The sequence below is a fragment of the Martelella lutilitoris genome (assembly GCF_005924265.1).
Lineage (GTDB): Bacteria > Pseudomonadota > Alphaproteobacteria > Rhizobiales > Rhizobiaceae > Martelella > Martelella lutilitoris.
Map to the genome: position 1 here is coordinate 381671 of NZ_VCLB01000003.1, position 22872 is coordinate 404542.

Annotated in this window: 23 protein-coding genes; 15 read left to right on the forward strand and 8 right to left on the reverse strand. The window is 62.2% G+C overall.

The features are described from left to right. Nucleotides 1-51: 51 nt before the first annotated feature. From FF124_RS06770 to FF124_RS06785, 4 genes are all read right to left on the reverse strand, one after another. Entirely contained in the window at nucleotides 52-816 is a 765-nt protein-coding gene (locus tag FF124_RS06770; RefSeq protein WP_138747724.1) for a siderophore-interacting protein, read from the reverse strand. A gap of 122 nt (nucleotides 817-938) precedes the next feature. Next, nucleotides 939-1646, reverse strand: coding sequence for an NAD-dependent deacylase (locus FF124_RS06775; RefSeq protein ID WP_138747725.1), 708 nt, complete (start codon nucleotides 1644-1646; stop codon nucleotides 939-941). Nucleotides 1647-1787: 141 nt separating this feature from the next. After that, entirely contained in the window at nucleotides 1788-2381 is a 594-nt protein-coding gene (locus FF124_RS06780) for a transglutaminase-like cysteine peptidase (protein WP_138747840.1), read from the reverse strand. A gap of 131 nt (nucleotides 2382-2512) precedes the next feature. Further along, on the reverse strand, nucleotides 2513-3313 hold the full coding sequence (locus tag FF124_RS06785; protein ID WP_138747726.1) for an alpha/beta hydrolase: 801 nt from the start codon (nucleotides 3311-3313) through the stop codon (nucleotides 2513-2515). A 190-nt stretch (nucleotides 3314-3503) separates the two neighbouring features. Between FF124_RS06785 and infC the strand changes: the two genes are divergently transcribed. The 7 genes from infC to ubiG all read left to right on the forward strand — a co-directional run bounded on the left by infC (nucleotide 3504) and on the right by ubiG (nucleotide 10167). Next, nucleotides 3504-4040 carry a translation initiation factor IF-3 gene (infC, locus tag FF124_RS06790; RefSeq protein WP_138747841.1) on the forward strand — a complete coding sequence of 179 codons (537 nt, stop codon included), beginning with the start codon at nucleotides 3504-3506 and terminating at the stop codon, nucleotides 4038-4040. Nucleotides 4041-4289: 249 nt separating this feature from the next. Next, nucleotides 4290-4490, forward strand: coding sequence for a 50S ribosomal protein L35 (rpmI, locus tag FF124_RS06795; protein ID WP_024709981.1), 201 nt, complete (start codon nucleotides 4290-4292; stop codon nucleotides 4488-4490). A gap of 50 nt (nucleotides 4491-4540) precedes the next feature. Beyond that, nucleotides 4541-4945, forward strand: a complete 405-nt coding sequence (gene rplT, locus FF124_RS06800) for a 50S ribosomal protein L20 (protein ID WP_024709980.1) — start codon at nucleotides 4541-4543, stop codon at nucleotides 4943-4945. Between the two features lie 149 nt (nucleotides 4946-5094). Continuing rightward, nucleotides 5095-6177, forward strand: a complete 1083-nt coding sequence (gene pheS / locus FF124_RS06805; protein ID WP_138747727.1) for a phenylalanine--tRNA ligase subunit alpha — start codon at nucleotides 5095-5097, stop codon at nucleotides 6175-6177. Beyond that, on the forward strand, nucleotides 6174-6596 hold the full coding sequence (locus FF124_RS06810; RefSeq protein ID WP_138747728.1) for an ASCH domain-containing protein: 423 nt from the start codon (nucleotides 6174-6176) through the stop codon (nucleotides 6594-6596). Before pheS ends, FF124_RS06810 begins: the two co-directional genes overlap by 4 nt. Nucleotides 6597-6668: 72 nt before the next feature. After that, nucleotides 6669-9110 (forward strand): phenylalanine--tRNA ligase subunit beta, encoded by a 2442-nt coding sequence (gene pheT / locus FF124_RS06815; RefSeq protein ID WP_138747729.1) that lies wholly within the window; start codon nucleotides 6669-6671, stop codon nucleotides 9108-9110. Nucleotides 9111-9417: 307 nt separating this feature from the next. Next, entirely contained in the window at nucleotides 9418-10167 is a 750-nt protein-coding gene (gene ubiG / locus FF124_RS06820; RefSeq protein ID WP_138747730.1) for a bifunctional 2-polyprenyl-6-hydroxyphenol methylase/3-demethylubiquinol 3-O-methyltransferase UbiG, read from the forward strand. A gap of 24 nt (nucleotides 10168-10191) precedes the next feature. Here the strand turns inward: ubiG and FF124_RS06825 are convergent, their stop codons facing one another. Beyond that, the gene (locus FF124_RS06825; protein WP_138747731.1) at nucleotides 10192-10731 is read right to left on the reverse strand and encodes an SH3 domain-containing protein; all 540 of its coding nucleotides are present in this window, start codon (nucleotides 10729-10731) and stop codon (nucleotides 10192-10194) included. Nucleotides 10732-10904: 173 nt separating this feature from the next. On the opposite strand from FF124_RS06825, the gene FF124_RS06830 reads away from it, so the two are divergent. Continuing rightward, the gene (locus FF124_RS06830) at nucleotides 10905-11912 is read left to right on the forward strand and encodes a 2-hydroxyacid dehydrogenase (protein ID WP_138747732.1); all 1008 of its coding nucleotides are present in this window, start codon (nucleotides 10905-10907) and stop codon (nucleotides 11910-11912) included. A 300-nt stretch (nucleotides 11913-12212) separates the two neighbouring features. Here FF124_RS06830 and FF124_RS06840 read toward each other — a convergent pair whose 3' ends face one another. After that, entirely contained in the window at nucleotides 12213-13046 is an 834-nt protein-coding gene (locus FF124_RS06840; RefSeq protein WP_138747733.1) for a glycerophosphodiester phosphodiesterase, read from the reverse strand. 2 nt (nucleotides 13047-13048) lie between these two features. Continuing rightward, nucleotides 13049-13957 (reverse strand): polyprenyl synthetase family protein, encoded by a 909-nt coding sequence (locus FF124_RS06845; protein WP_138747734.1) that lies wholly within the window; start codon nucleotides 13955-13957, stop codon nucleotides 13049-13051. A gap of 122 nt (nucleotides 13958-14079) precedes the next feature. Here FF124_RS06845 and FF124_RS06850 point away from each other — a divergent pair, with 122 nt between their 5' ends. The 3 genes from FF124_RS06850 to rpmF all read left to right on the forward strand — a co-directional run bounded on the left by FF124_RS06850 (nucleotide 14080) and on the right by rpmF (nucleotide 15869). Next, nucleotides 14080-14799 carry a biosynthetic peptidoglycan transglycosylase gene (locus FF124_RS06850; RefSeq protein ID WP_138747735.1) on the forward strand — a complete coding sequence of 240 codons (720 nt, stop codon included), beginning with the start codon at nucleotides 14080-14082 and terminating at the stop codon, nucleotides 14797-14799. 79 nt (nucleotides 14800-14878) lie between these two features. Further along, the gene (locus FF124_RS06855) at nucleotides 14879-15526 is read left to right on the forward strand and encodes a glutathione S-transferase family protein (protein WP_138747736.1); all 648 of its coding nucleotides are present in this window, start codon (nucleotides 14879-14881) and stop codon (nucleotides 15524-15526) included. 160 nt (nucleotides 15527-15686) lie between these two features. Further along, entirely contained in the window at nucleotides 15687-15869 is a 183-nt protein-coding gene (gene rpmF, locus FF124_RS06860; RefSeq protein WP_024709968.1) for a 50S ribosomal protein L32, read from the forward strand. Between the two features lie 185 nt (nucleotides 15870-16054). Here the strand turns inward: rpmF and FF124_RS06865 are convergent, their stop codons facing one another. Next, entirely contained in the window at nucleotides 16055-18499 is a 2445-nt protein-coding gene (locus FF124_RS06865) for a glycoside hydrolase family 94 protein (protein ID WP_138747737.1), read from the reverse strand. A gap of 512 nt (nucleotides 18500-19011) precedes the next feature. On the opposite strand from FF124_RS06865, the gene FF124_RS06870 reads away from it, so the two are divergent. From FF124_RS06870 to FF124_RS06885, 4 genes are read left to right on the forward strand one after another with little or no spacing between them, the layout of a single operon-like run. Continuing rightward, nucleotides 19012-20028, forward strand: coding sequence for a TRAP transporter substrate-binding protein (locus FF124_RS06870; RefSeq protein WP_138747738.1), 1017 nt, complete (start codon nucleotides 19012-19014; stop codon nucleotides 20026-20028). After that, on the forward strand, nucleotides 20025-20540 hold the full coding sequence (locus tag FF124_RS06875; RefSeq protein WP_138747739.1) for a TRAP transporter small permease: 516 nt from the start codon (nucleotides 20025-20027) through the stop codon (nucleotides 20538-20540). The genes FF124_RS06870 and FF124_RS06875 overlap by 4 nt, the downstream gene beginning before the upstream one ends. After that, complete coding sequence (locus FF124_RS06880) at nucleotides 20537-21826, forward strand: TRAP transporter large permease (RefSeq protein ID WP_138747740.1); 1290 nt, start codon at nucleotides 20537-20539, stop codon at nucleotides 21824-21826. Before FF124_RS06875 ends, FF124_RS06880 begins: the two co-directional genes overlap by 4 nt. Before the next feature lie 59 nt (nucleotides 21827-21885). Further along, nucleotides 21886-22686: a DUF429 domain-containing protein gene (locus FF124_RS06885; RefSeq protein WP_138747741.1), complete on the forward strand. Its 801-nt coding sequence runs from the start codon at nucleotides 21886-21888 to the stop codon at nucleotides 22684-22686. Nucleotides 22687-22872: the final 186 nt, after the last annotated feature.

Genomic DNA, 22872 nt, shown 5'->3' on the forward strand with positions numbered 1-22872 from the left:
CGTCGCGATGATTGCAGGCTTTTGCTGCAATCATGCGACAAGCGGCCGGCTTCACATGTTCTTTTCGCTGGTGCCCGCCTGGCTGGCGACCCAGTAGCCGGAGGCATTCATCCAGGTCAGCGGATGGCCGCGCTCTTCGACCAGAAAAGTGCGGACCGCACGCGCCACACGGGCCTCGGCGCCGATCCAGGCAAAAGTCCGCGACGGCAGCGCGACCGCCTTTAGCGCCTCGAGAAACGGCGCGGGATCTGTCGCATCGGTCCCGGCCCGATCGATCCAGCTGAGCTCAACATCGGCCTCTGTCTTGAATGTCTGGCGGTCATCGGACGACGGCACGGCGATGACCGCAGTGATCCGTGTTCCGGGCTCCTGTTCCTCGATCCGCCGGCCGATTGCCGGAAGCGCGGTCTCGTCGCCGATCAGAAGCCAGTGGGCGACCGGCCCCCTGACCACGGAGGAACCGCGCGGCCCGCCGATCTCAAGCCAATCGCCGGGCTTTGCCGCAACCGCCCAGGCGGTTGCGGGGCCGGCATCGTGGATGGCGAAATCGATGGTGAGCGATCGCCCGGCATTGTCGTAGCGGCGCGGCGTATAGTCGCGCATTGCCGGCTTCTCCTCGCCCGTGTCGAAGAACAGCTTGATATGATCGTCGGGCGCCGCGCTGATGAAATCGGCAAGTTCGGGGCATTCGAAGGTGATGCGCCGCATGGCGGGCGTAATATAGTCCGCCGCCGCCACCGTCAGCGTCCGGCGCTTCAGTTCGTGGCGGACGCGTTCGATTTCCGGCGGGGCAATATCATCCGGGACTTGAGACATTGGGAAACTCCAAGAAGGCCGCGCTGACGATGTCAGCCGGCGAAATTAAAACATGATTTCTTTTGTCATGATTAAGTGACGATGGTCAAATGACCCTTCGTCGCACGGCGCGTCAAAACGGTTCAGCGGCCCGCCAGCAGGGTGTCCACGAAGGCTGGAACCGAGGTCGCGGCCGGTCCCTCGTAACAGTCCTCGAACAGAGGATTGCCGGTCGCCTGAAGATTGACCTCGACGGTCCGGGCGCCATTGCCGGCTGCCTCCATGACGAAGCCCGCCGCCGGATAGACCGTGCCGGACGTACCGATCGACACGAAAAGCTCGGCCCCGCCGAGCGCCGCTTCGATCCGTTCCATGTCATAGGGCATCTCGCCGAACCAGACGATATCGGGCCGGAGGGCGGCACGGGCGCAGCTGGAACAGACCTCGCCGTCATCGAGATCGCCGTCCCATTGCTGGTGGCTGCCGCACTCGGAACAGAGCGCCGAATTCAGCTTGCCGTGCATGTGCAGCACATTTTTCGAGCCGGCCTTCTCGTGCAGATTGTCGACATTCTGGGTAATCAGCAGGAACGGACCGTCCCAGGCGTTTTCCAGCCTGGCGAGCGCATTGTGGGCCGCGTTCGGGCTGGCCTTTGCCGCCTCGCGACGACGCATGTTGTAGAAATCGAAGACGAGGTCCGGATTGCGGTGAAAACCCTCCGGCGTGGCGACATCGCGGATATCGTGCTCGGCCCACAGACCGCCATTGTCGCGGAAGGTGGCAAGGCCGCTCTCCGCGGAAATGCCCGCGCCGGTCAGAACGACGATCGATGCCTTTGGCGGGATATGCATGAAAACCGTCCGAGCCTCTCTTTCAGGCGCTTCCGGCCTGCTCAGCGTCCTTGTTACAGCATTTGCGGGAAGAAAGGATCACCCGAAGCGCTGCACAGTGCATTTCTCTTTCGGGCGGGCTCTGCGCCCGTCGCAGGTCGTTCACCGCAGCGAGGCGACGGGCAGGTCCGTGCCGGTTTCGACCTTAACCCAGCGACCGGCATCGAAGGAGGCCTGGCGCTTCAGGAAGGTGTAGGGCGTCTCGGCCCAGGGCAGGATCTCGTCGCTCAGATTGTCGAGGATGAAATCGCCCTTGCTGGAGCGCAGCGTCAGCACCGCATGGCCCTCGCCATTGGGCTTGCGCACGACGGTGATCAGCAGGTCCGAGGCCGAAAAGCCGGCCTTCATCAGCCGCCGGCGCTTCTCAAGCACGAAGTCCTCGCAATCGCCCGCGCCGCTTTTCGGATAGGCCCAGACTTCCTCGCGGCCGTAAAGCTCCTCGTCCGTCATCGGCTCGATCCCGGCGTTGACGTCAAGGTTGATCGCCTCGACGGACTGCCAGCCGAAAGATGTCAGCCGGGCCGGACCGGTCGGGCCGGAATACGGCTCGCAATCGCGACGGTGCTGCTGGCAGAATTCGAAGTGCCCGATGGGCTGGGATGTGATGCCGCCAATCGGCATGGCGGGCATTCCGGCGGAAAGCGCCGGCGCAAGCAGACCGGCCGAGAACATGGCCGCGATCGCACCGAAAACCATATAAGCCAGTTGATTGAAACGAGGCACGCTATACCCATCCGCCTGTTGAATTCTTAACAAAGAGTTAAGGAGATAAGGCGGACGGAGTCAATCAATCACGGCTTTGCCGGCGGCAAGATCTTAAGGAATGGTTAACCGGCGCCGGCGGAGGCGACAAGATCGCCGACGGCCTTCAGCATGCGCTCGATATCCTCGGGCCGCGACAGGCGGTGGTCGCCGTCCTGCACCAGGGTGAGCAACACGTCGTCGGCCGGCAGATGCGACATCAGCTTCAGCGCATGGGCATAGGGCACATCCGCATCTTTCTTTCCCTGGATGATATGAACCGGGCATCCGGTCTCGATGATGCCGTTCAGCACGCGGTTGCGCCGGCCGTCATCAAGCAGCTTCGCGGTATAGACGGTGGGCTCGGGACCATAGGGTGAGACTTCCTCGAAATAGCCCTGCTCGGCCAGCGCCTTGCATTCGGCATCCTTGAGGTCCGGCTCGATCAGTTCGCTGGTGAAATCCGGCGCGGGGGCCAGCAGAAGAAGCCCCTCGACCTTCGGTCCGCCGGCCCGCTTCTTCAGCTCCTGCACCGCCCGAAGCGCCAGCCAGCCGCCCATGGACGAGCCGATGATGATGATCCGCCCGTGGGCCGCCTGCTCGATGGCCTTGAGCGCGTCGGCAAGCCAGCGCGAGATCGTGCCGTCCTTGAACGCGCCTTCACTCTCGCCATGCCCGGTATAGTCGAAGCGGACCATGGCAAGCGCTTCTGCGCCCGCATAGGCATCGAGCGCCTCCGCCTTGGTGCCGAGCATGTCAGAACCGTAACCGGAGAACCAGACCAGCGCCGGCTTGTCGCCCGATCCGGGACGAAGGCGCATGGCGATCCTCAGCGGTCCTTCGCCATGATCGATTTCCGTATAGGTCAGGGCAACGTCCTGCTGCATGATAGTCTCCGCCGGTTTCGCTCCAAAAGCCCGCAATCGCGCCGATTTCGCGATGAAGAGGTGATTTTCTTTTTGGGCTGTGTTATTGACATTGGACGGGCTTAACAACCATTTGTGTCCGATCAGTGCTCCAGGTCACAAGACTTGGCACTTCAAAACCCGATTTTCAATCACTGAGGAGATCACGACCATTCGCAGACCCCATAGAGCCGCTCCCCCGACCAAGGAAGGTCCCCGCGCCAATCGCGACATTCGCATCCGCGAAGTTCAGCTGATTGATGCCGAAGGGGAGAACCAGGGCGTCGTTCTGACTGAAGAAGCGTTGAGAATGGCTGAGGAAGCCGGGCTTGATCTTGTGGAGATCGCCCCCAACTCGACGCCGCCCGTTTGCAAGATTCTTGACCTCGGCAAGCTGAAATACGCGAACCAGAAGCGCGCCGCCGAGGCCCGCAAGAAGCAGAAAGTCGTCGAAGTCAAAGAAATCAAGATGCGCCCCAACATCGACACCCATGACTATCAGGTGAAGATGAAGGCGATGAACAAATTCTTCGAGGAAGGCGACAAGGTCAAGGTGACGCTTCGTTTCCGCGGCCGCGAGATGGCCCACCAGGAACTGGGCATGAAGCTTCTTTCCCAGGTCAAGGAAGACACCGCAGAGATCGCGAAGGTGGAGGCCGAGCCCAAGCTCGAAGGCCGCCAGATGCTGATGGTGCTTGCACCGAAATAAGCCTTCGGGCACACGCTGTTGACACGCCGTCCGGTCAGAAAAACTGGCCGAGACGGCGAATTGCGTGCGTGGCAAGACAACCGGTTGCGCTTTTCAGACAAACCGCGTATAAGCGCGCCGTCCTGACGGATCGCCTTTCGGCGGACCGCCATGGAGCAGGCCGGCAGGGCATGCCGTGTCTGCTCGAAAATGCAATGTGGCCCGGGTTCGTCGCCCGGTAGCCCCAATCAACAACAACGGAGTAGCAAAATGCCCAAGATGAAGACGAAATCGTCGGTCAAGAAGCGTTTCAAGCTGACCGCGAGCGGCAAGGTCAAGGTCGCGGCTGCAGGCAAGCAGCACGGCATGATCAAGCGTTCCAACAAATTTATCCGTGATGCGCGCGGCACGATGGTCCTGTCCGATCAGGACGCCAAGATCGTCAAGCAGTTCATGCCCTACGGCAAGTAACGCCCGCACTTTATCCCAACGCATTCCGATAGATTTCAAGGAGAACCGATATGGCTCGCGTAAAACGTGGCGTGACTGCACACGCAAAGCACAAGAAAGTCATCAAGCAGGCCAAGGGCTTCTACGGCCGCCGCAAGAACACCATCCGCACAGCCAAGGCTGCCGTCGACAAGTCGAAGCAGTACGCCTACCGCGACCGCAAGGTCAACAAGCGCAATTTCCGCGCTCTGTGGGTCCAGCGCATCAATGCTGCCGTGCGTGAACACGGCCTGACTTATGGTCGCTTCATCGACGGCCTGAACAAGGCTGGCATCGAAGTTGACCGCAAGGTCCTGTCCGACATGGCGATCCATGAGCCGGAAGCATTCGCAAGCCTGGTTGCCGCTGCGAAGAAGGGCCTCGAGTACCTCAAGAAAGAGGGCACGGCCAATGAGTTTGAAAGCGCGGTTGCATAAGCCAGCGCTTCCCAAGCTCTTTTGAAATTCTACCTTTTGGGAAACCCGCGCTGGCAGGACCAGTGCGGGTTTTTCATTTTGAAATCACATAAAGCCTATATCTGACCGGTTGGGGGAGCGATGAACGCTCCGGCAAGAAAGAGATAAAGATGTCCGATCTTGAGGATCTGAAATCCAAATTGATGGCCGAAATCGCCGGTGCTGAGGACGAAGCGGCGATCGAAGCCGTGCGCGTTGCAGCCATCGGCAAGAAGGGATCGGTCTCCGAGCTCCTGAAAACGCTCGGCAGGATGGACCCGGAAGAGCGCAAGACCCGGGGTGCGGCCATCAACGCGTTGAAGACCGAGGTCTCCGACGCAATTGCCGCCCGCAAGGCCGCGCTGAAGGATGCCGCAATCGCCGCCCGGCTTGCCGCCGAGACGGTTGACGTGACGCTTTCCGTGCGCCCTTCGCCATCGCTGTCGGGCCGCATCCATCCCGTCAGCCAGGTGATCGATGAGATCACTGCGATCTTTGGCGATATGGGCTTTTCGATCGCCGAAGGGCCGGAGATCGAGACCGATTACTATAATTTCACCGCGCTGAACTTCCCGGAAGGCCATCCGGCGCGCGAGATGCACGACACGTTCTTCTTCAATCCGGACGAGAACGGCGAGCGAAAGGTGCTCAGAACCCACACCTCGCCGGTACAGATCCGCTCGATGGAAAGCCAGGAACCACCGATCCGCATCGTCGCGCCCGGCAAGACCTACCGGCAGGACAGCGACGCCACCCACTCGCCGATGTTCCATCAGCTCGAGGGTCTGGTGATCGACAAGACCACCCATGTCGGCCATCTTCGCTGGACGCTGGAGGAGTTCTGCAAGGCGTTCTTCGAGGTCGACAGCGTGACCATGCGCTTCCGCCCGTCATTCTTCCCGTTCACCGAGCCGTCCTTCGAGGTCGACATCCAGTGCGACCGTTCCGGCGATCAGGTGAAGTTCGGAACCGGCACGGACTGGATGGAAATTCTCGGCTGCGGCATGGTGCATCCCAACGTGCTGCGCCATTGCGGCCTCGACCCGGACGTTTATCAGGGCTTCGCCTGGGGCATGGGGCTGGACCGCATTGCCATGCTGAAATACGGAATGCCGGACCTGCGCGACTTCTTCGCCGCCGACGAGCGCTGGACGAGCCATTACGGCTTCCGTCCGCTCGATATCCCGACGTTGTTCGGCGGTCTGTCGTCATGACCGATCTTCCGGAGCGCTACAGGGATGCCGTCCAGTTTGCGTTTGGCGATACGCCGGCGCTGAAGGACGAACTTCTGGCGCTGGTACTGTCGGGCAAGAAGACGGCCACCTGCGGCGCGCTTCGGGACGTGAAGGATGCCGGGGAGCCGATGCCCGAAGTCGGCCGCCGCGATGTGGTGCTCGACGGTGCGGGAAAGCCCGCGGCGGTGATCGAGACCACCGAGGTGACGATCCGCCGGTTCGACGAGGTTGATGAGGACTTCGCCCGCGACGAGGGCGAGGGCGACCTGTCGCTTGCCGACTGGCGCGAAGGGCATGAGGCCTTCTTTGCCCGCAATGGCGGTTTTTCGCCCGACATGGAACTGATCTGCGAACGGTTCCGGCTAGTGGAAACGCTGGGTGACGACGAAAACGCTTGATGAGAACAAAAATCGACGGCTCTGGGTTTATCCATCCGGTTTGCAGTCGAGTGAAATGGCGAGACGAGAGACATGAAATTCACACTGTCCTGGTTGGAGGACCATCTGGAAACCGAGGCCTCGCTCGAGGAAATCTGCGAGCGGCTGACGACGATCGGGCTTGAGGTTGAGGAGGTCGATGACAAGGCGGCCTACAAGCCGTTCACCATCGCCAAGGTCATCGAGGCGAAGCAGCATCCCGATGCCGACCGGTTGCGGGTGCTGACGGTTGACGGCGGGCCGGCGGTCAATGGCGGCAAGCCGCTGCAGATCGTTTGCGGCGCGCCCAATGCGCGCACCGGGCTTGTCGGCGCGCTTGCGCTTCCGGGGTCCTATGTTCCGGGCATCGACGTGACGCTTGCCGTGGGCAAGATCCGCGGCGTCGAGAGCCACGGCATGATGTGCTCGGAAAAAGAGCTCGACATGTCGGACAATCACGACGGCATTATCGATCTGCCGGAGGATGCGCCGGTCGGCGCAAGCTTCGCCGAATATGCCGGGCTCGACGATCCGGTCATCGAGATCAACCTGACGCCGAACCGGCCGGACTGCACCAGCATTTACGGCATCGCCCGCGATCTCGCGGCCTCCGGCCTCGGCACGCTGAAGACGAAGCCTGCGCCCTCCTTCGCGGCGAAGGGTGACATGCCTGTGTCGTTGACGCTCGATTTTGCCGATGAGGACAAGCACCTCTGCCCCGGCTTTGCCCTTCGTCTGGTTCGCGGTGTGAAGAACGGGCCGAGCCCGAAATGGATGCAGCAGCGGCTCATCGCCATCGGCCTTCGCCCCATCAACGCGCTGGTCGATATCACCAATTACATGACCTTCGATCAGGGTCGGCCGATGCATGTTTTCGATGCGGCCAAGGTCGCGGGCGGGCTGACCGTGCGGCGCGCCAGGGCCGGCGAGAAGATCCTGGCGCTTGATGAACGCGAGTATGAATTGAATCATGACAATGTCGTCATCGCCGATGACACTGGCGTGGAATCGATCGGCGGCGTCATGGGCGGCGAGCATTCCGGCTGTGACGAGACCACCACCGACGTGCTGATCGAGTCGGCGCTGTGGGACCCGATGAACATCGCCCGCACGGGCCGTGACCTCGGCATCATCACCGATGCCCGCTATCGTTTCGAGCGCGGCGTTGATCCGGAATATATGGTGCCCGGCCTTGAGCGGACCACCGAACTGGTGCTGGAGATCTGCGGCGGCGTGGCCAGCGAAAAGACGGTCACCGGCTATGAGGGCCACACGCCGAAGGTGATCGACTACCCGTTTTCCGAAGTCAAACGGCTGACAGGGCTCGCGGTTTCGCCCGAGGAAAGCCGCAATATCCTCACCCGGCTCGGCTTCGAGGTCGAAGGCAGCGGCGAGACGGTTTCCGTCTCCGTCCCCTCCTGGCGTCCGGATGTGGAAGGCAAGGCCGATCTCGTTGAAGAGGTGATGCGCATTTTCGGCGTGGACAAGATCAGCCCGGAAGCGCTTCCGGCGGCCGGCGCGGTCAACGAAAAGATCCTGACCACACTGCAGATCCGCTCGCGTTCGGCGCGGCGGGAACTCGCAGCTCGCGGCATGATGGAGGCTGTCACCTGGTCCTTCATCTCGGAAGAAGCGGCGAAGCTCTTCGGCGGCGGCGACCCCGCTCTGAAACTCTCGAACCCGATCGCGGCCGATATGTCCGATATGCGCCCCTCGCTTCTGCCAGGTCTTCTGGCGGCCGCAAAGCGCAATGCCGCGATCGGCCATGGCGATGTGGCGCTGTTCGAGGTTGCCGCGACCTATGAGAACGACAAGCCGGAAGGCCAGCGCCGCGTTGCCGGCGGCGTTCGTCGCGGCACCGCCACGCTTTCGGGCGCCGGCCGCATGTGGTCGAACGGCGAGACCGGGGCCGGCCGCGGCGTCGGCGTCTTCGATGCCAAGGCCGATGCGCTGGCCGTGATCGAGGCCTGCGGCGTGCCGATGAGCAATGTCCAGATCGTCGCCGGTGGACCGGACTGGTATCATCCGGGCCGTTCCGGCACCATCAGGATGGGGCCGAAGATCGTGCTGGGATATTTCGGCGAGTTTCATCCCAAGGTGCTGGAAGCGCTCGATGTCTCCGGCAGGCTGGCAGGCTTCGAAATCTTCATTGATGCCATGCCGGAGCCGAAGAAGAAGGCGACCCGCACCAAGCCGGCGCTGGCGCTGTCGCCCTTCCAGGCGGTCACCCGCGACTTCGCCTTCGTCGTCGACCGTGATGTCGAGGCTGCGGCCATCGAGCGCGCGGCGGCCACCGCAGATCGCAAGCTGATCACCGGCGTCACCGTCTTTGACGTGTTTGCCGGCGCCTCGCTGGGCGAAGGCAAGAAGTCGGTTGCCGTCGAAGTGTCGATCCAGCCGAGCGATCGCACGCTGACGGATGAGGATTTCGAGACGCTGACGAAGAAGATCGTCGCCAATGTCGAAAAGGCGACCGGCGGCGTCATCCGCGCCTGATCGACTCGCCATTAGGGCCAGAACCCGTCAAAGGCCCGGCCTCGCCCGGGCCGTTTTCGCGTTCGGTCACGGCCACGGGGCGGTCTTGGAAATCCGGCTATCCGCCTTACATCTCAAGAATACGGGCCGTGCGCCCGGAGCGAAAATGCAGAAAGCGCCGGACTTGCTTGCCGCTCGCCACGCCCGCTTCTATAAGCGGATGACAGATGCAGGCGATTTGAGAGCGGAGTTCCATCCGGGCTTGCATGCGCAGCAAAACATGAATGAGCGGCCCTGAATGCCGCTCGCCACGCCGGAGATGAGGCCAATGAGCAACGCCGAAAAGACGACGATCGACGACAGCCAGGTCGAGTGGTTCTCGAAAATGGCGGCCGAGTGGTGGGACCCGACCGGAAAGTTCAAGCCGCTGCACAAGTTCAATCCGGTGCGCATCTCCTATATCCGCGAAAAGGCTTGCGCCCATTTCGCCCGGGATGAGAAATCGGCGCGGCCGCTCGCCGGCCTGAAGATCCTCGATGTCGGTTGCGGCGGCGGGCTTCTGGCCGAGCCGCTGACGCGCATGGGCGCGAGCGTCACCGGCATCGATCCGGCGGAAAAGAATATCGGCATCGCTTCCACCCATGCCGCCGAATCGGGCCTTGAGATCGACTACCGGGCGACAACGGCGGAAGCCCTTGCCGAGGCCGGCGAGACCTTCGATATCGTCCTCAACATGGAAGTGGTCGAACATGTCTCCGACGTCGATTTCTTCCTGACCACCTGCGCCTCGCTTGTCCGGCCCGGCGGCATGATGTTCGTCGCCACGATCAACCGCACGCTGAAGGCGCGGGCCCTGGCGATCTTTGCCGCCGAACAGGTGCTGCGCTGGCTGCCGCCCGGCACGCACCAGTATGAGAAGCTGGTACGGCCTGAGGAAGTCGAAAAGCCGCTCAAGGCCGCCGGCATGGAGATCGTCGAGCGCCAGGGCGTGTTCTACAACGTCTTGACCGACAGCTGGAACCGCTCGAGGGACACCGACGTCAACTACATGGTGCTGACCACGAAACCCGAGGCCTGAGCCCGAGCCCGAGCCCGAGGCGATCTATCTGAAGACCTCGTTGGGGTAGACGCCCCAGAGATCGTTCTGGTGCATGTAGCCGGAAACGCCCTTGACCTCGAGCTCGCACCAAGTGCCGTCGCATTCGGACAGGTGGACGATCACGCCGGGCTCGAGCTTGGCGACATCGCGGGCGGAATCATCGTCGCTGGCCTTCACGTCGAGATAGGTGTCCTCGGCGCTGTTGCCGCGCAGCCAGGGGGCGACCATGGCATTGCGCACGGACGACAGCACCGAGACATGCATCCAGCCTTCCGTGCCGTCCGCATCGCGCACCTGGCGCCAGACGGCATATTCCTCGATGATTTCCACCGGCAGGCCGGGGCGCTTGTAGATCCATTTGGTGGCGTAGTTGAAGCCGGGACCGACGCGCATGCGGGCGCGATCCGGCTTGATGATGGCAAAGCGTGGCAGGGGCGCGCCGGAGGCTCCGCGCCGTTCGCTTTGCGCCTGAACCGGAGAAACCGGCATGACGACGGCGAGGACGACGAGCACACTCATAACCAGACTGACGATGCGACGCATGGCATTCCCTTGAAATTCCGCCCTTTCTCAGGGCTTGGCACGGCCTTGATCGGCCACCCGGACGGCGGTCTTTGGGCCGCAACGCCGATTTCGGCCCCCTGCCCTCCGCTTCAGGTGGAAAAAAGCCTGCAATATGTGCATTATCGCCGGACATGTTTAATGAGCTGTAAACGATGACCCACCCGAAGAAACCCGATGTCTTTGTCACGCGGAAACTGCCAGCGCCCGTTGAGGCGCGCATGCAGGAACTGTTCTCGGTCACGCTCAACCGCGACGACCGGCCGCTTTCGCGCGATGAACTGGGAGACGCCATGGCCCGGGCCGATGTTCTGGTGCCGACGCTGACGGACCGGATCGACAAGGATCTGATCGAGAAGGCAGGCCCCCGGCTGAAGCTGATCGCGAGCTTTTCCAACGGCGTCGACAATGTCGACGTTAATGCGGCGGCCAGGAAGGGCATCACCGTCACCAACACGCCGAACGTGCTGACCGAGGACACCGCCGACATGACCATGGCGCTGGTGCTCGCCGTGCCGCGCCGGCTGGCGGAAGGCGCGCGCTTTCTCTCGCAAGCCGAGCCGGGCGAATGGCAGGGCTGGAGCCCCACCTGGATGCTGGGGCGGCGCATCTGGGGCAAGCGCATCGGCATTGTCGGCATGGGCCGCATCGGCACGGCTGTCGGCCGGCGCGCCAAGGCCTTCGGCCTCTCGGTCAACTATCACAATCGCGGCCGCATCAGCCCGGAAACGGAAGCGGAACTCGAGGCGACCTATTGGGACAGTCTCGACCAGATGCTCGCCCGCGTCGACATCGTCTCGGTCAACTGCCCCTCGACGCCCGCCACCTACCACCTGATCTCGGCCCGCCGCTTGCAGCTGATGCGGCCGGAGGCCTATATCGTCAACACCGCGCGCGGCGACGTGATCGACGAGGAGGCGATGATCAAATGCCTTGAGGAAGACCGGATCGCCGGCGCCGGGCTGGACGTGTTCGAAAACGAACCGGAGGTCAATCCGCGCCTTCTGGAACTGGCGAGAAAGGGCAAGGCCGTGCTTCTGCCGCATATGGGCTCGGCCACGCTCGAAAGCCGCATCGACATGGGCGACAAGGTGATCATCAACATCCGCACATTCTTCGACGGCCATCGCCCGCCGAACCGGGTGCTGCCGGGGCGGGATTGAGGCCCAAAGCCACGAAAGGCCTGCAAAACCTTTTCTTTTTCGGTTTTGTGGCCTTTGCCGCCACGCCGATCAGCGTGGCTTCAGGCACGCCAGTGCCGATGACGCCCGCGGTTCTGCCGACGATCTCACAGGCGGCCGGATGGACCTGCAGTCAGGCATCAAGCTGCGCAGAGGCTGTCCGGCAATGGTGCAACGGCTACAGCCGCGCTGACGGCGACAGCGACGTCATCCCCTGTGAAAATGTCTGCAGGTCGCTTGCAGAAGTCAGGCGCATCCGCAGCCAGATCGGCTGCTGACCCTTCATGTGAGCGCCGCAAAAAGCCCGTCGGCATCGTCGGTGGTGATCTGGTCGGCCTTCAGCGCCAGAAGCCGTTCGGCCAGGGCGAGGCTTACCGCGTCGCTGCCCGTGATGGTCCAGGCGTCGACCGTCTTTCCGGCTTCGTGAAAGGCGGCAATCATGTCGAAACCGGCGTCCGTCGCCGCAAGAACCAGTTCGTAGTGCAGATAGACCATCCGCGCGTCAGGCGCGGTCTGAAGCGCTTCGGCGACGAACTCGGCATAACGCCCGTTTTCCATCACCCGCTCCATCGCCCCGTCAAGGCAGGGATCATAACCGGTGGCAAGGCCGGGCACGGCATCGGAAAGGCGCTTCACCGCAGCCGCATCGCCGCCCGAGAGGATCATGTGGCGCGCGACCGGACGGACGGTTTCGGCAAAGCGGGCAATGCTGTCCGGCGCGAAGGCGGAAAGACTTTCCTTGAGATCGAGCTGCAGGACCGCCGCCTCATCCGCTCCGGCCTCGCGCACCAGCCGCGCCAGGTCCTCGAACAGCATCACGCTCTCACCGGTATCGCGCCCTGCGGGATCGAGGAGACAGGCGGCGCGGACCTGATCGGCGCTTGCCGCGGCAACCGGTCCCGTGCCGGTGGTCGACTGTTCCAGCAATTCATCATGCAGCACCGCGAGCGCGCCATCGGCGGTCAGTAGCAGGTCTATCTCGCTGCTGGCGCCGGCCTTCAAGCCCTCGGCGATGCGCGCGCGCGAAAATGCGGTGTCGTGCGGAAAGCGCCTGCCGCGATGCCACTTCAAGGCTGTGCGGTGACCATTGCGGATGATGGCGACGGGTGCGGTCATGCTCAGCTTTTCCGCCTGGCGACAAAACGCGCCGCCTCCACCAGGACCTCGGCTTTCGCGCCGAAGGGCGATAGCAAGCTCTCTGCCTCCGTCACCAGCTCGCCGAGGCGCCTTTCCGCCCATTCCGGCCCGTGAAGCGCCACCAGCGTGCCCTTGCCGCGCCCGGCATCCTTGCCGGTTGCCTTGCCCATGGTTTCAGCATCCGCCGTCAGGTCCAGCAGATCATCGGCAAGCTGGAAGGCAAGGCCGATCACCGCGCCATAGCGGTGAAGCCGCCGGCGCTCGTCCTCGCCCGTGCCGGCGATCATCGCGCCAGCCTCCGCGCCGAAGCGGATCAGCGCGCCGGTCTTCATCGCCTGTAGCGTGACAATGCCTTCCTCGTCAGGCGGCGTTTTTTCCGCCGCCAAATCCAGCGCCTGACCGCCGGCCATGCCGCCAATGCCGGCCGCACGCGAAAGGGCGGCGACGAGCTTCAGCCGGGCCTCGGGGGAAAGCGCCGTCTCATCATCGGCAATAATATCGAAGGCGAGCGTCAACAGGCTGTCGCCGGCCAGGATCGCGCTTGCCTCGTCATAGGCCTTGTGCACGGTCGGTCGGCCGCGCCTCAGATCATCGTCATCCATGGCCGGCAGGTCGTCATGGATCAGCGAATAGCAATGAATGCATTCCAGCGCCGCGCCGACCCTCAGCGCGGCCTGCGCAGGACCGTCGAAGAGCCTTGTGCTCTCGATCACCAGAAACGGGCGAAAGCGCTTGCCGCCGTTCAGCACGCCGTGGCGGATCGCCGCCATCAGCGTCGGCGGTCGCGTGGTTTCTCCTGCACGCGGATCGGGGCCGAGAAGCCCTGCAAGGCAGGCTTCGACACGGGCGCGCGCGTCATCAAGACGGTCGGTGAAAAACGGTGCGGTCATGCGCTTGTCTTGGCATGCCGCCCGGCGCCATTCAAGCCGCAATGATCAAGCCTCTGCCTTCTTTTCAAGCAAGCCGATTTCGCGCTATGGAGAGGGGAGCATTCATGAGGACTGGTTGATATATGGGCGAGAGGCCGGATTTGAACGAGGAGGCGCTGCCGCGAAAGGGCCTTCTCCGCCGGTGGCTCCGTATCGCGCTCCTTGCGCTCGCCGTATTCGTGCTGCTGCCCTACCTGTTCCTGCCGCTCTACCGCCCGGCCTTCGTCCATCCGGTGTCGACGCTGATGATGACGCGGGCACTGACCGGCTATGACCGTCAATGGGTCACCTTCGACGACATCGCCCCGGTTCTGGTGCAATCGGTGCTGATGTCGGAGGACGGGCAGTTCTGCAATCACTACGGCGTCGACTGGCGCGAATACAAGGCGGTGATCGAAGACGCGCTGTCCGGCGAGAAGACGCGCGGCGCCAGCACCATTCCCATGCAGACGGTGAAGAACCTGTTCCTCTGGAACGGGCGCTCCTATGTGCGCAAGGTCCTGGAACTGCCGCTCGCCGTTGCCGCCGACGCCTTCTGGTCGAAGGAGCGGATGATGGAGATCTATCTCAACATCGCCCAGTGGGGTCCGGAAACCTTCGGCATCGAGGCGGCCGCCCGCGAACAGTTCGGCATCCCCGCCTCCGCCCTCTCGCGCCGCCAGGCGGCGCTCCTTGCCGTCTCACTGCCGAACCCTACGGGCCGGCAGGCGGCAGCCCCGAGCGCCCACATGAACCGGCTTGCCGACCGGGTTGAACGGCTGGCCGCGCGATCCGGCGCCTATATTAGCTGTCTTTATGACTGACATCCGATAAATCCATTGGCGTATTGCGAGCATTTGAGGTTAACTCCCGCCGCGGTTTAGTATCGAAAAGGATACCCTGATGAGCGATCTGACGCTTTTTATCGGCAACAAGCGCTATTCATCCTGGTCGCTGAGGCCATGGCTCGCCATGGAGGCCTCGGGCATTCCCTTCAAGGAAGTGCTGATCCCGTTTGATTTTCCCGCCGGCAATCCGCGTTTCCGGGAAATTTCGCCGGTCGGCATGGTTCCCGTGCTGCATCACGGCAAGGCGAGGATCTGGGAATCGCTCGCCATCATCGAATATGTCGCCGAGCTTTATCCGGAGGCCCAGCTCTGGCCGGAAGACCGGATCGAACGCGCCGCCGCCCGCGCGCTTTCCGCCGAAATGCATGCGGGCTTCCGCGCGCTGCGTGGCGCCTGCCCGATGAATTTCGGCCGCAAACCGGCTCCGCTTGCCATCGATGATGCGGTGAAGGCCGATGTTGCAAGGATAAAGACCATGTGGCGCGATGCGCTGGAAGCCTCCGGCGGGCCTTTCCTGTTCGGGTCTTTCACGGCGGCAGACGCCATGTATGCGCCGGTCGTCAACCGCTTCGAGATCTATGAACTGGCCGATTCAACGCCGACGCTTGCCTATATGAACGCGGTGAAAAGCCTGCCCGCCTTCCAGCGCTGGCGCGACGGAGCGCTCGCCGAAAGCTGGGTTGTTCCCGAAGACGAGGTGTGAGAAGGAGGCTTCCTGCCGCATGGTGCAAAAAAATGCCGCAGGGACTGGTCAAACGGGCGCAAGACCTGTATAAGCGCGCCAAATTTCATGAATTTTAAGGCCGAAATCGCGGTGGTCATGCCCGCCGGTGACTGAGCCTTGCCGAAACTGGAGTAGTCCAATGGCTGTACCGAAAAGAAAAACGACCCCGTCCAAGCGCGGTATGCGCCGTGCTGCAGACGCTCTGAAGAACCCGACCTATGTCGAGGACAAGAACTCCGGCGAACTGCGCCGCCCGCACCATATCGATCTGAAGACCGGCATGTATCGCGGCCGCCAGGTTCTGACGCCGAAGGAAGCCTGATCGGTTTCTTGCAGACCTTATGAAAAAAGCCGCCCCTCGGGGCGGCTTTTTTTGTTGCCGCCGCGGTGCAGAACAAAAAAGCCCGCACACCGGACGAACCGGAATGCGGGCCAAATGAATGCGGCACTCAAAATGCCGCATCATCATGCGGGGCCGCGCGCCGATGCCGGCCCCTCATATTCCGGTCAGCCGATCACGGCCTCGACCTTCACGCCGGTGACGCCCGCAGCCGGCGGGGCGATCAGATTGCCCTCGATCGGAGCACCGTCGATGGTCAGCGCCACCTCGTTGCCGGGGCCCTTGCGGGTAACGGTTATGTCGTAGGTGACGCCGCGCCAGGTGCGCTTTACTGAAAAGCCGGTCCAGCGTTCCGGGATCACCGGCGCGACGCGCAGGCCCTCATATTCCGGACGAATGCCGAGGATGAACTGGGTCGCAGCATAGTAGTTCCAGGCCGCCGTGCCCGTCAGCCAGGAGTTTTTGGCCTCGCCGTGGCGGGTGGCATCGCGGCCTGCGATCATCTGGGCGTAGACATAGGGCTCCAGCCGGTGCGTATCGGAAATGCCTTCGCGCGCCGACGGATTGATGCGGGTGTAATAGTCGAACGCCGCATCGCCGTTGCCAAGCACGGTCTCGCCGATCACCACCCAGGGATTGTTGTGGCAGAAGATGCCGGCATTTTCCTTGTAGCCCGGCGGATAGGTCGAGATCTCGCCGTATTCGATATAGTATTTGGTATAGGCGGGCTGCAGAACGACGATGCCATGCGGCGTCGCCAGGTGTTTTGCCACCGAGTCGAGCGCCTTGCGCGCCTTGCCGTCTTCCACGCCAACGCCTGCGAGCGTGCAGAAACCCTGGCTTTCGATGTAGATCTTGCCTTCCGCGTTCTCCTTCGAGCCGACCGGTCGGCCGAAATCATCATAGGCGCGGATGAACCACTCGCCGTCCCAGCCATGTTCGCGGATCGTCGCGTCCATGTCCTTCGACACCTTTGCGTAGAAGTCGGCGTCCTCGGCCTTGCCGGTTTCCTTCGCGATGTCGGAAAGCTCCTTCGCCGAGAGCACCATCAGGCCGGCAATGAAGACGCTTTCGGCAACCTTGCCATCCTTGCTGGTGGTGGTCTGGAAGCTTTCGCCGGGCGTGTCGGAGAAGCAGTTGAGGTTGAGGCAGTCGTTCCAGTCGGCACGCCCGATCAGCGGCAGGCCGTGCGGGCCGATGCGGTCGAGCGCATATTGCATGGAGCGCTGCAGGTGCACGTAAAGCGGCTCTTCCGTGCCAGGTTTGTTGTCGAACACGACGGGCTCTTCAAGGATGGAAAAATCGCCGGTTTCCTTGAGATAGGCGGCAACGCCGATGATCAGCCAGTGCGGATCGTCATTGAAGTCGCCGCCGATGTCGTTATTGCCCTTCTTCGTCAGCGGCTGGTACTGATGATAGGCGCCGCCGGACGACAATTGCGTTGCGGCGATATCAAGAATGCGTTCGCGGGCCCGCGCCGGCACCATATGGACGAAGCCGAGCAGGTCCTGGTTGGAATCGCGGAAGCCGAGGCCCCGGCCGATGCCGCTTTCGAAGGAAGACGCCGAGCGCGACATGTTGAAGGTCGCCATGCACTGATAGGCGTTCCAGATATTGACCATGCGGTCGGTATGGATATCGGGCGTTTCGGCCTGATAGACGCCGAGCAGGTCGTCCCAGTGCCTGGCAAGCGCGGCAAAAGCCGCTTCCACGTTTTCGACGTCGAGATATTTGTCGATGACGGGCCTCACCGTCTTCTTGTTGATCGTCTGCGAACCGGGCGGATCAAACTTCTCGGCCTTGTCGTTCTCATGATAGCCAAGGACGAAAACCACCTGGCGGGTTTCGCCGGGCTGAAGAGTCAGCTTGACGTGATGCGAGCCCATCGGCGACCAGCCATGGGCAACCGAATTGCGCGACTTGCCCTCGGCAACGGCAACGGGCTTGTCCCAGCCGCGCCAGGGGCCGAGGAATTCCTCGCGGGCGGTATCGTATCCGGCGAGTTTCTCCGAGCAGGCGAAATAGGCGAAATGGTTGCGGCGCTCGCGATATTCGGTCTTGTGGTAGATAACCTCGTCTTCGACCTCGACCTGCCCGGTCGACAGGTTGCGCTGGAAGTTGCTCTGGTCGTCCAGCGCATCCCACAGGCAGAACTCGACCGAGGAGAACAGCGAAATGTCGGCGGGCACAAGGCGCTCATTGGTCACGGTCAGCTGCCAGATTTCCAGCGTCTCGCCAAGCGGCACGAAATAGCGGTTCGACACGCGGATGCCATTACGTTTTGAACCGATCGTCGAATAGCCCATGCCGTGGCGGCAGGCAAAATCCTCGACCGCCGACTGCGTCGGCATCCAGGTCGGCGACCAGAAATCGCCGTCCTCATTGTCGCGGACATAGACGTACCGGCCGCCATTGTCATAAGGCACGTTGTTGTAGCGGCCGCGGGTGAGGCGGCGCAGGCGCGCGTCGCGGTAATAGGAATAGCCGCCGGCCGTGCCCGACAGAATGCCGAAATAGCCCTCGCAGCCGATATAGTTGATCCACGGATAGGGCGTATCGGGGCGTGTGATCACATATTCGCGCGCGGCGTCGTCAAAATAACCGTATTTCATTTTTGAGATCCCATCCTTGGTAAAGGCGCCCCGTATCGTTTCAGGTCAGGCTACCCTCATTCCTCCAGCGCAGCCGTCCTAGCACAGAAAATCGAACTCCAAAAGACAGATATTGCGTTTTATGGCATTTTTTGACACTCCAAAGCGCTTTAAACGGACGATACCTCTCTATTTGGCTGCATTTTTCCATGACCTGAAAGGGTATTTTTTTGGCCCAGTGCGGCTCTGATCAGGATAAAATCGAGCGGATTTTTGCAGAAATCTGTAACGTTACAGTCCTGACGTTGACAGCAATCTCCCGTGATTTCCGGGAACCCGCCGCATGTGACGAGCCATGATCGCTCGGGCCGTCGCCCTTATCGGCGGCGCACCCTGTTGCAAAACCTCTCCTGACCTTGGCCAAAGCGCAGGCCGGGAGGCGTCTCGGGGCGCTTTCCCGATTGACAATCGAAGCCGGCTTGGTCCAGCTTCTTCGCAATCGCAAAGTCCTGAAAAACCATGAGTGGGGAAACATGAAGACCATGCTGAAATCGGCGACCGTGCTCGCGGGCGCGCTGTTCATGAGCCAGGCGGCAAGCGCCGAAACGCTGACAGTCGCCAACTGGCTGCCGCCGTCGCACCCGCTGGTTGCCGATGTGATCGCGCCGTTCGCCGCTTCGATTTCCGAGGCGACCGATGGTCGCGTGACAGCCAACATCCTGCCGGCGCCGCTCGGCCCGCCGCCGGCCCAGTATGATCTCGCCGTCAACGGAGTAGCGGACATCACCTTCGGCGTGCAGGGCTATAATCCCGGTCGTTTCCGCACCACGAACCTCGCCGAAATCCCGTTCTGGGGCGACACGGCGGAGGAGACCTCGGTCGCCTACTGGCGCACCTGGGACCAGCTTCTGAAGGAAGCCGGCGAATATGACGACGTGCATGTGCTTGCCGTCTTCACCCACGGCCCCGGCCAGGTGTTCATGAAGGGCGGCGATCTTTCCGAACTTTCGACGATCGACGGGGCCAAGATCCGCGTCGGCGGCGGCATCGTCCACGAACTGGTGAGCGCGCTCGGCGGCGTGCCGGTCGAAGGCCCCTCCTCGCAGACCTACGAACTGCTGTCGCAGGGCGTGGCCGACGGCATCACCTTTCCTTACGAATCCATCAACTTCTTCGGGCTGACGGATCTGGTCGACCAGGCGATGGTCATTCCCGGCGGGCTCTACAACACCTCCTTCTTCGTGGTGATGAACAAGGATAGCTGGGAAGGGCTCTCGCCCGAAGATCAGGCCGCGATCGACAGCGTCTCCGGCGAGGCGCTGGCGCGGCTTGCGGGCAAGGCCTGGGACGCGGCTGATGCGGCCGGCTTCGAGGCCATGCAGGGCAAGGTGACATTCCACGACGCAACGCCCGAACAGGTTGACGAGATCAGCCAGAAGGTCGCGCCCGTGGTGGAAGCCAAGCTCGCCGAGATCGATGCCGCCGGCATCCCCTCCGACAAGGCCGTAGCGATGATGAAGGAAAACATCGAAGCATTGCAGGCTGAATGAGCGAAGCAGACCTCCTTTCTGAAAACGCAAGCGCCGCGAGCCCTCTGGCTCGCGGCCTTCGCATTGTTCTGAGCACAATCGCAGGCGCGCTTCTGATGGCGCTGATGGGGCTCACGGTTGTCGATGTGATCGGCCGCTATCTCCTCAATGCCCCGGTCAAGGGCGCGGCGGAACTCTCCGAACTGCTTCTCGTCTCACTCGTCTATCTCGGCCTGCCGGCCGTCTGCCTTGACGGCGGCCATGTCACGGTCGATCTGGTCACCAAATCGCTGCCGCGCCGGAGCGAGCGGGCGCGTCTGTTCGTCACCGGCCTCGTCTCTTCCGGCGTCCTCGGCATCATTGCCTGGCGGCTTTATGCCTATGGCGTGCAGGTCGGCGGCTATAATCTTGTCACCAATTCGCTGCGCCTGCCGGTCGCCCCCGTCGTCTGGTTCTGCGCCGTCCTTGCCGGCATCTCGGCGCTCGTGACATTTGCCCTCGCGCTTGCCGCGCTCTTCAAGAGAATGAAATGATCGAGTGGCCCATCGGAATTGCGGTGCTGATCGCGCTGCTCCTTGTCGGCATGCCGATCGCCTTTTCGCTGACGCTGATCGGCGTCGTCGGCACGGCCTCGATCATCGGGCTGAAACCGTCCTTCGCGCTGCTCGGCGCCACCTTCTTCGACAATGGCCGCTCCTACACGCTGACGGTGATGCCGCTCTTCCTGCTGATGGGCAATTTCGTCGTCCAGTCCGGCATTGCCCGCGAGCTTTATGACAGCGCCCATGCCTGGCTCAGGCACCGCAAGGGCGGGCTGGCCCTGGCAACCGTTGCCGCCTGCGGCGGGTTTTCCTCCGTCTGCGGCTCGTCGCTGGCAACGGCTGCCACCATGTCGAAGATCGCGCTGCCCTCGATGCGCCGCTTCGGCTATCCCGACAGTCTGGCCACCGCCTCGATTGCCGCCGGCGGCACGCTCGGCATCCTGATCCCGCCCTCCGTCATTCTGGTGTTCTACGGCATCATGACGCAGCAGAATATCGGCAAGCTGTTCATGGCCGGCATCCTGCCCGGCGTGATCGGCATTCTCGGCTATTCGGTTGCAGTGATGATTTCCGTGCGGCTCCTGAAGCAGGACCTGCCGGCCGCGCCGAAGCTTTCCTTGAGGTCGCGGTTCCTCGCGCTGAAAGGCACGGCCGGAGCGCTGCTTCTCTTTATCTTCGTCATGGGCGGCATCTATCTCGGCATCTTCACCCCGACGGAAAGCGCGGGCATGGGCGCCTTCGGCGCGTTTCTGCTGGCGCTTTTTTCCGGCCGGCTGAAACTCGCAGACCTCGGCGACATCCTCTATTCGACCGCCAAGACCACGGCGATGATGTTCTTCATCCTGTTCGGGGCGCTGACCTTTACCAACTACGTCAATCTTTCGGGCATGACGGCCGATATCCAGTCGGCCCTGTCGATGTTCGGCGACGGACCTTATGCCACCATCATCGCCATCCTGATCGTCTATCTCCTGCTCGGCTGCGTGCTGGAAGGGCTTTCGATGATCACGCTCACCGTACCGATCTTCCACCCGATCGTCGCCGCCCAGGGCTTCGATCTGATCTGGTTCGGCATCTTCGTCGTCGTCATCACGGAAGTGAGCTACATCACACCACCGGTCGGCATGAACGCCTTCGTGCTCAACACGGTGGTGCGCGATGTGAGCCTCAGAACCATCTTCTCCGGCCTCCTGCCCTTCGTCGCCATGGACATCGTCCGCATCGCCCTGCTGATCGCCTTCCCGGCCATCGCACTTTTCATTCCGTCGATGATGTGAGTATTCTGCTCGCCTGATGTGACAAGGGCGACCCTCAAACGCCGTTCCGGGAGGGAACCATGATTGAAAAGAGCGGCAGCGTTATCGGCATCGACATCGGGTGGTCGGAGACGAAACGGAAGAGCGCCATCTGCCGGCTTGACTGGACAGAGACGGAAGTCTCATGGCGCATCAAACGCTTCCGCGCCGTTGAACCGGAACGCGAATCGACCATCGCGGATCTGCTGGGAAAGTGGGAAATCGCCGCCGCGGCCTTTGACGGCCCGCTCCGTCCCGGCTTCGACATTATCGGCCGCTACCGCTCGGCCGAACGGATGCTGACAAGACGCCTGCAGCCCCATATCGGGAAACCGGGGCAGTCGAGTTCCCCGGTCGGCAAATTACTGAACGAGCATGCCAATATCTGTGCCGAACTCACGATGAAGCACGGCAACATCCGGGCGGCGAGCCATGTTGCCGCGATAGACCAAAAGGCACTGGTCGAAGCTTTTCCATCCGCATTCATGGGTCTGATGATCTCTGATCCGTCCCGTCTCAAAACAGTGCGGAACAGACGTTCTGACATATACTATGAGGAACTTGCGCAGAGCGGCCTCCTGCGCGCCTTGCTGAAACATTGCCTTCCGGAACGCCGCATGCACGAAGATTTGAATAGGCTTGAAAACCATGACGACCGCGCGGCTCTGGTTTGTGCGGTGACGGCGCTTCTGATCGCTGCGGGTTCCTATTCAGCGGTCGGAGACGCGGCAAATGGATGGATCATCCTGCCGCCGCGGCAGTTCATTGCGGACATGCAATGGGCGCTTTTGCAGGAGAACGCGCGGCAAGAGCGGGAAGGGCAGCTTCTCGCTGTCGGATAGGCAACCAGCGTCCTGAACAGAATTGGCAGGCGTCAGCCCGGTTGTTGCGGTTCCTGCGTCCGGCACGCCGCCGGACGCAAACGCCGAAAATCACATATCGCGAATGTTCCGGTCGATCGAGACACTTCGCATCTAGATTTTCGCCCTCGCGGCAGCTAGGATCACCAGCGTTTAGATACGTTTTTT